At 37.0% G+C, this 12,478-nt stretch carries 12 protein-coding genes; 6 read left to right on the top strand and 6 right to left on the bottom strand.

Annotated features, from left to right (window positions below; all coding sequences use genetic code 11):
• Positions 1-166 precede the first annotated feature (166 nt).
• Positions 167-1,993, bottom strand: a complete 1,827-nt coding sequence (locus tag GX497_11360) for a CHASE2 domain-containing protein (protein HHY73790.1) — start codon at positions 1,991-1,993, stop codon at positions 167-169.
• 292 nt (positions 1,994-2,285) lie between these two features.
• Here GX497_11360 and GX497_11365 point away from each other — a divergent pair, with 292 nt between their 5' ends.
• The 3 genes from GX497_11365 to GX497_11375 all read left to right on the top strand — a co-directional run bounded on the left by GX497_11365 (position 2,286) and on the right by GX497_11375 (position 5,578).
• On the top strand, positions 2,286-2,657 hold the full coding sequence (locus GX497_11365; protein HHY73791.1) for a DUF423 domain-containing protein: 372 nt from the start codon (positions 2,286-2,288) through the stop codon (positions 2,655-2,657).
• 251 nt (positions 2,658-2,908) lie between these two features.
• Complete coding sequence (locus GX497_11370; protein ID HHY73792.1) at positions 2,909-4,741, top strand: hypothetical protein; 1,833 nt, start codon at positions 2,909-2,911, stop codon at positions 4,739-4,741.
• 81 nt (positions 4,742-4,822) lie between these two features.
• Positions 4,823-5,578, top strand: a complete 756-nt coding sequence (locus GX497_11375) for an S-layer homology domain-containing protein (GenBank protein ID HHY73793.1) — start codon at positions 4,823-4,825, stop codon at positions 5,576-5,578.
• A 150-nt stretch (positions 5,579-5,728) separates the two neighbouring features.
• Here the strand turns inward: GX497_11375 and gerQ are convergent, their stop codons facing one another.
• From gerQ to GX497_11390, 3 genes are all read right to left on the bottom strand, one after another.
• On the bottom strand, positions 5,729-6,184 hold the full coding sequence (gene gerQ, locus GX497_11380; GenBank protein HHY73794.1) for a spore coat protein GerQ: 456 nt from the start codon (positions 6,182-6,184) through the stop codon (positions 5,729-5,731).
• Between the two features lie 73 nt (positions 6,185-6,257).
• Positions 6,258-6,683: a cell wall hydrolase gene (locus tag GX497_11385; protein HHY73795.1), complete on the bottom strand. Its 426-nt coding sequence runs from the start codon at positions 6,681-6,683 to the stop codon at positions 6,258-6,260.
• Positions 6,684-6,848: 165 nt separating this feature from the next.
• Positions 6,849-7,592: a heme-dependent peroxidase gene (locus GX497_11390; protein ID HHY73796.1), complete on the bottom strand. Its 744-nt coding sequence runs from the start codon at positions 7,590-7,592 to the stop codon at positions 6,849-6,851.
• 325 nt (positions 7,593-7,917) lie between these two features.
• Here GX497_11390 and pta point away from each other — a divergent pair, with 325 nt between their 5' ends.
• The gene (gene pta, locus GX497_11395) at positions 7,918-8,889 is read left to right on the top strand and encodes a phosphate acetyltransferase (GenBank protein ID HHY73797.1); all 972 of its coding nucleotides are present in this window, start codon (positions 7,918-7,920) and stop codon (positions 8,887-8,889) included.
• A 59-nt stretch (positions 8,890-8,948) separates the two neighbouring features.
• On the opposite strand, the gene GX497_11400 is transcribed toward pta, so the two are convergent.
• Both GX497_11400 and GX497_11405 read right to left on the bottom strand, forming a co-directional pair.
• A complete protein-coding gene (locus GX497_11400; GenBank protein ID HHY73798.1) occupies positions 8,949-9,779 on the bottom strand; it encodes a lipoate--protein ligase family protein in 831 nt (276 codons plus the stop codon).
• 123 nt (positions 9,780-9,902) lie between these two features.
• Positions 9,903-10,580 carry an RsfA family transcriptional regulator gene (locus GX497_11405; GenBank protein ID HHY73799.1) on the bottom strand — a complete coding sequence of 226 codons (678 nt, stop codon included), beginning with the start codon at positions 10,578-10,580 and terminating at the stop codon, positions 9,903-9,905.
• Positions 10,581-10,845: 265 nt separating this feature from the next.
• Between GX497_11405 and GX497_11410 the strand changes: the two genes are divergently transcribed.
• Positions 10,846-11,070 (top strand): DUF1450 domain-containing protein, encoded by a 225-nt coding sequence (locus GX497_11410; protein ID HHY73800.1) that lies wholly within the window; start codon positions 10,846-10,848, stop codon positions 11,068-11,070.
• Positions 11,071-11,174: 104 nt separating this feature from the next.
• Positions 11,175-12,467, top strand: a complete 1,293-nt coding sequence (locus GX497_11415; protein ID HHY73801.1) for an HD domain-containing protein — start codon at positions 11,175-11,177, stop codon at positions 12,465-12,467.
• Positions 12,468-12,478 lie beyond the last annotated feature (11 nt).

Raw genomic sequence — 12,478 nt, forward strand, 5'->3', positions numbered from 1 at the left:
TAAAAAGAAACTTATATAGAGATAAAACTCTCCGTTATGATAAATTTGTGATAAATTTATCACAAATTTATCATAAAAAGGCAAAAGATTGGAATCGGTTTTGGGTAATTATGAAAAAAATATTACTTTTGATAAAAAATATTACTTTTAGCATAGGACAAAAGCACTATTCTTCAGCTTCAACGGAATAAATTTGCACAGGTTTTTCTTTCCCTTTCACTTGAATCGCTTCAAGCGGTGTTATTACAAATAAATCCTTTATTCGTTCATACGTATTTTCGCTAATTAATATTTGCCCTGGTTTTGCATTTGACTCAAGCCGGGCTGCTAGATTGACAGTATCCCCAATAGCGGTGTAGTCAAGGCGGTCAGTTGAGCCGATGTTGCCAATGACAGCAGGTCCAGAGTTAATGCCGACACCGAAATATACGGCACGTCCATACTTTTTCTCTAAGCGTTCTGCCATTGCAATCGAATTCTTTTTCATTTCAAGAGCTGCCCGTACAGCACGTTCAGCATGGTCAGGCTGCTCAATTGGTGCACCGAAAATGGACATTACGCCATCTCCAATAAATTTATCAAGTGTACCTTCAAATTTGAACACGGCACGTGTACATAAATCTAAATACTCATTTAAAATTAAAATAATTTCCTCAGGTTCCATTTTTTCGGAAAGTGGGGTAAAGCCCCGAATATCAACGAATACAAGCGTTACATCTTTACGTATGCCGCCAAGTTTAACTTCTTCTTTTGATGCTAAAATTTCATCAACAACCCCTTTTGAGACATAGCGTCCAAAAAGGCCGGTTACACGAGCCTTCTCCTTTCTTTCTACTAAATATTGCATGGCAACGGATGTAATATAAACAATAATGAACGCTATTATCACATAAAAGAATGGCAAAAGAATATTATTCTGAACGAATAAAACCTTTGATACTATTAAATATAAGCTTGTAAACCCAACAAAGGCTACGAATCCCCATTTTACTTTCAGACGATCAATAATTAAATAGGATAGTGCTGTTAATAGGGTAATGATTAAATAACCAGTCGTAGTGGAAGCTTTCGAATAAATAGTTCCATCCAAGAAGCTTTGAATGATGTTAGCATGAATTTCAACTCCGTTCATTTTGGTAATTTCACTCATTGGAGTCGTATATTGATCCTGAAGTCCCGCTGTATATGGTCCAATCAAAACGATTGTATCTTCAAAATATTCAGGCGGAAAATCCCCATTAATTACTTGATAGATTGGAATTGTATCGAACTTTTTACCTAAAAAACCCACTTCATTTGAATCTTCTTGCGGCTTTGTGGAGTAGGAGAAGCGGATATCATTTCGGGCTCCTGTTGGTATTTTTTTGTCTCCGATAAACCATTCGTTTTCGTCATTCCATGTTATTTCTCGTCCTTCGTCCTGTAATAATAAATTGGCCAACTTAACAGAAATGGCAGGGATTACTTCATTCTGATTCCCTTTTATTCCTAACATAATATTACGAACGACACGGTCACGATCTTCAATAACATTGATATGACCAACTTGGGCTTTGTCTATTGGTACGGCTGGCCAATTAATCATATCGTATGCCAGCTCATTTGTATTTTGCTGTTGCTTTCCTTTAAAAACAAAGTTTGCAGCTAAAAAGATATTGTCATGTTGATTGACTACTTGGGCTAATACTTCATCCTGCGCCTTGTCTTGGCTAGGCTCAGAGAAAAGTACATCGACAAAAATTCCTTTAGCTCCTGCACTTGCTAGCTTGTCTATTGTATCGGCAATCACACTTCGAGGCCAGGGCCATTTTCCAACCTCGGTTAAGCTCTCATCATCAATTGCCAAAATCACGATATCATGTGATACCTCTTTTTCGTCATCCTTCGTTAAACGGTCAGAAGTAAATTCATCAATAATAAAAAATGTGTTTTGTGCGTAAACAAAGCAAATAATAAAGCTTATAATCGCAATTGTAAGTAATTTTCGCAGCAAGATAACCATCCCTCCTTTTTAAGGTTGACTATTTTGTAGTATTCATATTTTTAAAATGAAACAAGTTTAAAATAATTTTCTGATTATGATAGGGTACTATATTTTTATTTTCCAAGTCCCTTAAAACAAAATTAACGACGTCTTCTGATATTCCAGAAATTTTACTAATATCTTCTTTTTAACAATTTGATAATTATATGTAAAGATTACGCAAAATTGTTGGAAGTTGTAAAGCCTTAAATGTTAAAATCAAATAAAAGAGACATTTTATAAAGAAAAGGTGAAGCATTCGATGAGGTTATTTATTATTTTAGGGGCAATTAATGCTTTTTTATCGGTGGCATTAGGGGCATTTGGGGCCCATGGTCTTGAAGGCAAGTTAACTGAACATATGATGGATGTGTGGGAAAAAGCAGTCACCTACCAAATGTTCCATTCCGTCGGCTTATTTGTTGTTGCCTTTGCAGCTGATAAGTGGCGCGGCTCTAGTCTTGTGACGTGGTCTGGTGTGATGATGCTTATCGGGATTCTTTTATTTTCGGGAAGCCTTTACGCACTTAGTACATCTGGAGTCACGATATTAGGCCTTATCACCCCGTTTGGTGGCGTTTCATTTTTGGCAGGTTGGACATTATTGATGCTTGCGGCTTTTAAAGCGAGATAATTGGAGTACAGGGTATCGCGTTATAAGGAAATAAAAAAGGACAACGGTATTTACATGACAGTAAATATCGTTGTCCTTTTTATATAATTTAAAGTTATGACTTATTCATGACTTATTCATGACTTTTGTCATAAAAAATATGACTCTTTAAAAGTATAATTATTTTCATATTCTGGAAAATGCTCCGTAAATTAACATGCACTTTTGAATAGTTGAAATCATATTTTAATAGATTTTAAGGAGGAAATAAAATGATAAGAAACTTGTTCCTCGTTTTGTTTTTATTCATGGTCAACATTACGCTTGTCTCAGCAAGTACATTGCCATTAATTCAAAGTATCGAATTAACGTCAGAAATTGATGACGGTGGAGAACCAACAACACTCACTCTAAATGAAGCTTATTTTGACACAAATCAAAGGGTAGTAGCACAAGCGGGAAAAAAGATGTATATTTCCGTGTCAGCTCCTAGAGCTATTGAGGTAAAGGCAACAGTAAAATTACCAGATGGTATTGAACAATTGCATGATTTTACAAAAGCATTTAATAATGAATGGACGTTGGAATTAATACCGCTCGATTCACAGACGGGTGTATGGAGTATTGTGAAAATATCGGCGATGGACAGTACAAATCAAGTGGAGGAAATTACACCTGACTCATTGCAATTCTATGTACTTCCTTCACAATATCAGCAATTTGCTACGAAATATCTTTCACCTGAAAATCAAATTATAAAGACAACATTTACAAAAGAAATGGATCCATCTACTATCAATAAACAGTCTGTTTCGTTAATTGAAAGTACAATGGGAGCTGTTCCAAAGTTTCATATGCTATCTGACTTTACGATTCAAATGTCGGCTGACCATAGGAAGGCTTATATCGTCAAGGAAAATCCTTATGAAGACAATAAAAATTATGTAGCCGTCTTTCATGATAGCGTTGCTGATACCGAAGGAAATAAATTAGGTAATCCACTTTACGTCTTTATAACCGGAATTGCTCAAATACAGAGTATTGACGATGTTACGGTGACGGTGAAGCAAAACACTCCGTATATAATGCCGAAAACAGTTATGGGAAAAGCCGCAAATGGAGTACTTTGGCCAGTTAATGTAACGTGGGAGCCAACTACAGTTGATACATCAACACTAGGAGAGAAGATAGCTACAGGAACTGTACAGGGATATAACGGAACGGTTCAATTAAAGGTAAAAGTGGTAGCAGATTGGTTGCCACCAGTACATGACGGCTCGCTCAAAAATACATTAAATGATCCGAATTTGGCTCAGGCAGTTGCTAGTTGGTTAGGGAAAACGGTAGATGATAAGGTTACGGTTGATGATATTAATGCACAGCTTGCTAAAACCTATAATTCTATTGATTTTTCCCAGCGAGGGATTTCAGATTTGGGCGGTTTTAGCAATGTATTTGCGAATACAAATATTGCATCCATAGATTTATCTGGAAATTCGATTACTACTTTTGCTGATTATAGTTATTACGAACATTTGAGATCAATAAATTTAAAGAATAACAAACTACAAGTGTTTGATATAATGTCTAAACCAGCACTAACTCATTTAGATGTATCTGACAATGATTTAACTAATTTTAGAGTTGATACTGGTTCACTTAATTGGTTAGATCTTTCGAAAAATAAGTTGACATCATTCGATGCAACAAATATGAAGGATTTAACACATTTAAATTTATCAAAAAATAATATACGTACATTTACTTGGGGGCAGTTAGATCAGCTTCAGCAATTGGATGTAAGCTTTAATCAATTGACATCACTTGAAGCAAATGAAATGACAAATTTAAGAGCACTTTTTGTTCAGGATAATCAGCTTACTAGTCTGTCCCTTCCAGTGACTCATATTGGATTAATTAGTGCATTAAATGTTCAAAATAACCAATTAACAGCATTCCCAACAAATATTGAGAAGCAAAGCTACCTTCGAATCTTCTCAATATTTAATAACAAGATTGATTTCGGGCAATATCAAAGTATAGACGACTATTTGAAAAATCAGCTTGGGTCGAATTATTACACTACAATGCCATTAAGTAATTAATAGAAAAGTATAACAAAAAGTAATAAATACAAGGGACAGCCTGTGTGGCTGTCCCTTATTAAAAATGGATGTGTAAAAAACATGAATAAAATCATCCCAATCACTGTCCTACTTTTTTTCTTATTGCAGACTATTACGTATGCACGAACATCTCTACCAGAAATTACCTCAATTGAATTGATTAATATAGTCAATGATTCGACTCCCAAAAAAGAGCATAATAACGGTGGAGGCTCGCTTCCTTTTAAAGGCAAACCGCTTTATAAATCCGAACCTGTTGTGGAGGAATCGATTCTTGTATTTGTTTTTAAAGATATAAAAGGACATTGGGCGGAAGAAATGATCAAAGAGGCACTAGCTAGAAAACTAATAAGTGGATATCCAGACAATACGTTTCGTCCGAATCAGCCAATTACCCGAATGGAGTGGATTTCCATTATGGTCCGTGCTCTTTCATTAGAAGGAGAAGGGGAAGAGATTTATTTTTCAGATTATCAAAATGTCCCAGAATGGGGGAGAAATGCTTTAGAACTTGCCATACGAGAAAAGTTGGTTGAAGGGTATCCAGATGGGAGTTTTCGACCAAATGATTTTATTACGAGAGCAGAAATTGCATGTTTAATAGCAAGACAAATGAAAATTGAAACACCTCGAAGGATGGAGACGACATTTGCAGATTATGAAAAGATTCCGTTATGGGCTAGAGGAGAAATTGAAATGTTAGCTAAAGAAGGTATCTTAAAAGGTCGCAGCAACAATTTATTTGAACCAAAAGAACTTACAACGCGAGCGGAGGCAACTGTACTTTTGCTTAGGATGGTTGACAATACACGATGATTAATAGGGGAAGATATATGGAAAAATCCTAGCTTCTTATTAATAAATACGGCAGAAAAGCTGCCGTATTTATTGTTAACTACATTTACTGGGGTTGTGTATACTGTTATTTTTTCCTTTTGAACAAATATTTTGGAGCCGTTTTTTTAATTACCGTGGACTAAAGGAGCTTAGTCCAGCTGCACTGCCGCTAAACGGATATTGATAGTCAATTTCCTCAGCAAATGTCACATAATCTATATAAATCATTGGAATTAAATAACGAGTCCCTGTTTGTGGATCACTGAGAATGAGGTGATCTCTACCAGCAGCCTCAATATTGCCTTTGAAAACTTTTGCATTCCATTGCGTATTATTTTCAAACGTTGCATAGACAGTAACTGTTTTTCCTTTGTTTAATCTTAAAATATTCTCGATGTAGGATTCCTCAATTGGCAGCATCCCTGGAATTTGCGGAGCACTAGGTGTAACTGGTGTTTGAGTTACACCGCTAAATCCTGGGAAGGGGCCACCTGAGACTGTAGGTGGTACCTGTACTTGTTGTGGATAGGTGAACTTCGGGTATTGGCCATAAGCAGGGGTTTGATATGGATAATTTTGTGCCATTTTATATTCCTCCTTTGATGATAGCTTTCTAATGCTTTAAAAAGGCGAATAATCCATAGGGTATAAAGAAAATTTAGTAATAAATTTGTGGGCAATCTGACTGGTCTGGGGCATAGAAGCAGTGCGATTTGTGTCGACCCACATTCCATTGATTAAACCATTGTGCAGGGCAGCTGCCAGACGGCTTAAAAAACCAAAGCGAATAAGAAGCCGGATGGTATTTCCAACCTTTAATAACTTGACGCGCTAACTTAATTTCCGCTTCTCTTGCTCGTTGAAAAAAGTAGGGTTTATCAACGGCTTCATAGCCACCAGGCTTTTGGAAAACCATATCTCTTAGCGATCGAATTTTTTTGAAATCGAGGCAATTACCAACTACACGATTTACACCAACATTACCAACCATTAACATGCCGAGCTTTCCTTCACCCTCCGCTTCGGCTCGCATTAATCTTGCTAAAAGTCTTATATCTTCTGTCGTATGAGAAACAACGGCCATTTTCTCACCTCACAATTACGGTTACTTTAATAACATATTGCAAGAGTGGAAAATCGTGACTTGTTTAAGATAACTTTTTAGTATTATCACTTAGATACTATGCGGGATAGATTGTTTTTATGATAAAAAAGGAAGCAGGAGAATCGTCCCTGCTTCCTCAAATATTTACACATGCAAGAATTGCGCTATAGCTTCCTCTGCCAAAATATTTCCGACAAAGAATGACCCGAATTCGCCATATCTTGCGCTTACTTCATCAAATCTCATTTCATACACTAGCTTTTTAAACTGGAGGACATCATCCGCAAATAAAGTGACGCCCCATTCCCAATCATCAAAGCCAACAGAGCCTGTAATAATTTGTTTTACTTTACCTGCATACTGGCGGCCAATCATACCATGGGAGCGCATCATTCTGCTGCGATCTTCCATCGGCAGCATATACCAGTTATCATTGCCTTGGCGGCGCTTGTCCATTGGGTAGAAGCAGACGTGCTTCGCCTTCGGTAAAATTGGATAGAGCCGTGCTAAGATTTCAGGGCTTTGGTATGGGTCCTCGTCAGAAGGTAAATAGTTACTTAATTCAACAACAGAAACATAAGAATGAGCAGGGATTAAATATTCGGCTAGTTTTGTTTTATTAAAAGCCGTTTCTAACTCATTAAGCTCTTCCATTGTTGGGCGAAGAATCATTAACATGAAGTCCGCTTTTTGACCAACAATAGTGTATAGCGCATGGCTACCTTGTTTAGCATCTTCTGTTTTTTTCAAATTACCGAGAAATTCTTGGAATTCACGGATGGCTTCATTGCGCACATCAATTGGGGCTATTTTCCAACTTGTCCAATCAACAGTGCGGAAATCATGTAAACTATACCATCCATCTAATGTTTTTGCTGGTTCACTCATTACAATTACACTCCTTACTATATTATTTTATTTCTTGCCTCTTTCCAGATTGTGCATATCAATAACTACTATAGCAATAGTTTTATTTAGAAGAAAGGTTTTAGCTTATTCTTTTAATAAAAGGAGAAAAAGAACAGTGTTTTCAATATTACGATATTTCTGAAAATATAAACTTTTCAATGAAAACGCTTACAATCGATAAATTCTATTTTCAAGAATATTGAAAAAGTATATCTTAATAATAAGCGGAAAAAAATATAGAAAGTTTCCATTATTGTGTGGAACAAAATGAAAGAGCTTACATTAAATTTTGGAGGTAGTAGATTTGAGCGATTTATTTTCAATTGTTAAAGAAAAGATTAAAGGCAAAAATAAAACAATTGTATTTCCTGAAGGCTTAGATGAGCGGATTTTAACAGCGGTAGGAAAGTTGGCTTCTGAGGAAATTGTTAAGCCAATTGTTATTGGCAAAAAGGCCGAGGTTGAAGAAAAAGCTGCATCTCTAAATATTTCGTTAGGAAATGCTGAAATTATTGATCCAAATACATATGCTGAGTTTGATGCGCTTGTAAGTGCATTTGTAGAACGACGCAATGGCAGAGAAACTGAGGAACAAGCTAGAGAAATTTTAAAAGATGAAAATTACTTCGGTACGATGCTCGTTTATTTAAACAAAGCAGATGGCTTAGTAAGTGGTGCTGCACATTCAACAGCGGATACTGTTCGTCCTGCATTACAAATCATAAAAACAAAGCCAGGCATTAAAAAAACTTCTGGTATGTTTGTTATGGTTCGTGGCGAAGAAAAATACATCTTTGCAGACTGTGCAATTAATCCTATGCCAGACAGTCAAGACTTAGCGGAAATCGCAATTTTAGGTGCTGAATCAGCTGAATTATTTGATGTGGAGCCACGCGTAGCAATGCTAAGTTTCTCAACGAAGGGCTCAGCTGTAACGCCAGAAACAGAAAAAGTAGTTGAAGCAGTCAAAATTGCGAAAGAAATGCAGCCAGATTTAATTATCGATGGTGAGTTCCAATTTGACGCGGCATTTGTACCAGCGGTTGGCAAAAAGAAAGCGCCGGGTTCTGTGATTCAAGGCGATGCAAAAGTATTTGTATTCCCTACATTGGATGCTGGAAATATCGGCTATAAAATGGTAGAACGCCTTGGCGGCTTCGAAGCAATCGGGCCAGTTCTTCAAGGTTTAAATCAACCAGTAAATGACCTATCACGCGGCTGTAATGCTGAAGATGTGTACAAGCTTGCATTAATCACTGCTGTTCAATCACTTTAAGAGGGCATATCCACAAAAATAAAGCATGATGATTTGCTTGGTAAAAGACTAGGCAGCCATCATGCTTTTTTATATTTATTCCGTTTTAAAATACGCTCATAATTGTATTGCAACAATTCCTGTTCAAGCTCACTTAAGGGAAGCGTTGAAATTACTGAGTCGGCTAAATTTTTCACCGTTTTAAATAACAGTGTAATCATTTGTTCAGTTGTAATATTTTCATTTAATAGCTCTCTTAATGAGGCCATCGTAGCTGGAATAATGTTCGGATATATGAATTTTGTCTTTTCTCCTTGCAAAGAATGGTCATAAAAATCTTGAATGATTTCTGCTCGCCCACTACCGCTTCCAGTCACACAAAGATACATTTGTACGGCAACACCAGAGCGCAGTCTCCGTTGTGAAATCCCAGCAAATTTCTTATTGTTAATACTTAAATCAAAGCTGCCAGGGCAATAACTGCCGATGATTTCCTTTGCTTTAATTTGCACTTTAAAATCTGCTAACATGAATTGGATAAGCTGCCACATTGCTTCATAGCCGCGATTAATATCAATTCCTTTACCTTCAGGCAAAATAAGCGAGAGGTTTACTATGCCTTCATCTAATATAACGGCCAAGCCGCCAGAGTTGCGGACAATAGTTTGGTAACCCTTTTGCCTAAGAAATTCAATCCCTTGTTCTAAAAAAGGCAGCTTCGCATCCTGAATACCTAAAACAACAGTTGGTCGATGAATCCAAGCCCTAATGATTGGGGGCGAATCACCCGTTCCCACAGACGTACAAAATGTATCATCATAGGCAAATGATTTCAGTGCACTGAAATGGAGCCCAAGCTTGGAATGGTCGATAAAGCGCCATTCCTTTTGCAACAAAAGCGGATTGTTCACTGGCATAGCTTTTCCCTCCTTTTTTAAAAGGAATTATATCATGTTTCAATTCGAAAAAATAATAAGCGAAGCCACTTAATTAGTAGCCTCGCCTAGTGTTAGTTTCACCCATTCAAATAAATGTTATTTTGCAATCCGCTCTAAGTTGCCGTTCTTATCCATTTTAAATGTATTTGCCGGTTTCTCCTCATCCTCAAACAAAACCATTTTACGAGCGCGATCCATTATTTTAACAAGTGCTTGATAATCCTCTTGGATCGTTTGGAATTCACGTTCTGTACGTTCAAGCTTTTGTTTTAATGATGCAATTTCGTCGGCCAGCTCTTTATTTTCCATTTTTAATCTATCATTCTTTTGCTGTAGGCTCATAGATTGGTGGTCATTATTTTCTACAGTGCTTAAAAATAAAATGACATCATCCAATGAAATTGCCCTAGATTTTAACATGGTATTCATTTCCGACATTTCCCCTTCTGTTTTACCATCTTTTTCAACCATTATTTCCTCGGCAGTTTCAAACGAAAATGTTGGTGGTGGCGGTGTATAAAGCGGTTTTGTTTTTTCGCCTAGCGCTCGTTGCCTTTGTTTTCGTTGTTTTTTCGCTAAATCAATGGCTTTTATATAATCTTGCCTAACGACGGCATTCCAGCGGAATCCGCAAGCTGCTGACGTCCGATTTAGGCGATCCCCTACCTCCTCAAATGCGTTTAATTGTGTACTACCCTCCCGGATGTGACGCAATACGGTCTCTGCTAATAGCAGGTCATCTTCTTCAGACCATGCATCCTGTCTTTGAATCATCATGTAACACTCCTCGTTTATTTTTCTAGCAAAAAGTAAAATAATTAAAATAGCTGTTAGCTAAAGGATGGACAATTTCGAAAAAGTTTATACATATTTTAGAAGGATACTAGGGGATTTGTTTTTGAATAAGTCTTATGTCATTGCTACAAATGGCTTGAAGTGGTAAAATGTCATTTGTTTAAAGTTAGATAAAAATGTAAATTAGTAATAGAGACTGTTGAATATTCGTGAACGGAATATTGAAAGGCAGGTGTGACCCCTTATGTCAAAAAATGAATTTCGAGTTTGTGATGATTGCCAAGCCACTAATTTAAAAACTTTATTGCCAAAGTTAAAACAATTAGATCCGGATGCCGAGATTGTCATTGGCTGTCAATCTTATTGCGGACCAGGTCGAAAGAAATCCTTTGCCTTTCTAAATAATCGTCCGATTTCTGCACCAACAGAGGATGAACTAATTGTGAAGCTTGAAAAAAAATTGAAATAAAAGATAATCGAACAATAAAAAACCTCTTTTTGTTGAAAAAAGAGGTTTTTTGGTGAGAAAATAGAATGTATAATGGAAAAAGTATGATGAAAGGAGCTCCTTTCATGGCCTACGAAAACGAACAACTACATGAGGAAAAGGTGTTTAAAGATCCAGTCCATCGCTATGTGCATGTTCGCGATAAGCTAATATGGGATTTAATTGGTACCGCCGAATTCCAAAGGCTGCGAAGGATTCGCCAGCTTGGTACGACATTTTTCACGTTTCATGGAGCAGAGCATAGTCGTTTTAATCATTCTCTTGGCGTCTATGAAATTGTCAGAAGAATCATTGGCATTTTCCAAGGCCGCGAGCATTGGGATAATTCAGAGCGGTTATTATGCCTCTCGGCAGCCCTTTTGCACGATGTTGGCCACGGTCCGTTTTCCCATTCGTTCGAAAAGGTTTTTAACCTTGACCATGAGAAATGGACAAGAGCCATCATTACTGGAGCCACAGAGATAAATAAAGTATTAAAAAAAGTGAGCGACGATTTTCCGCAAAAAGTTGCCGAGGTCATCGCGAAAACTTACGAAAATAAACTAGTTGTCAGCATGATTTCAAGTCAAATCGATGCCGACCGCATGGATTATTTGCAACGCGATGCTTTTTATACAGGGGTTAGTTACGGCCATTTCGATATGGAGCGTATCCTACGGGTTATGCGTCCGACTGAAGATCAAATCGTCATTAAAAAGAGCGGCATGCATGCGGTTGAAGATTATATTATGAGCCGCTATCAAATGTATTGGCAAGTTTATTTCCACCCTGTCACAAGAAGTGCAGAAGTAATTCTTACAAAAATTCTTCACCGCGCGAAAAAGTTATACGAGGAAGGCTATCAATTTTCAATTGCCCCTACCCATTTTTATTCGCTATTTAATGGGAATGTAAGTCTTAAAGATTACTTGGCACTTGACGAATCGGTCATGCTATTCTTTTTCCAAAATTGGATGGGTGAAGATGATGCCATTTTAAAAGACCTATGTACTCGCTTTATGAACCGCAACCTTTTTAAGTACATAGAATTCAATCCTAATTCTGGATACTTACAATTAATGGAATTGATGAAGCTTTTTAATGAAGCGGGTATTGATACGAATTACTACTTAGAGGTTGATTCTTCTTCTGATTTGCCTTACGATTTTTATCGTCCTGGTGAAGAAGGGGAGCGAATCCCGATTTATTTAGTAATGCCAAACGGTGATCTGCGAGAACTTTCTAGGGAATCAGAGATTGTTGAATCGATTTCTGGCAAAAAAAGAACAGACCATAAACTTTACTACCCGGAGGATTTTGTCGACAATCTTCCTGAAGGGGATGTTAAGAGACGGATAAAAGTAATATTGCAAGGATAGGAGATGACACT

The organism is Bacillus sp. (in: firmicutes), assembly GCA_012842745.1.
Lineage (GTDB): Bacteria > Bacillota > Bacilli > Bacillales > Bacillaceae_J > Schinkia.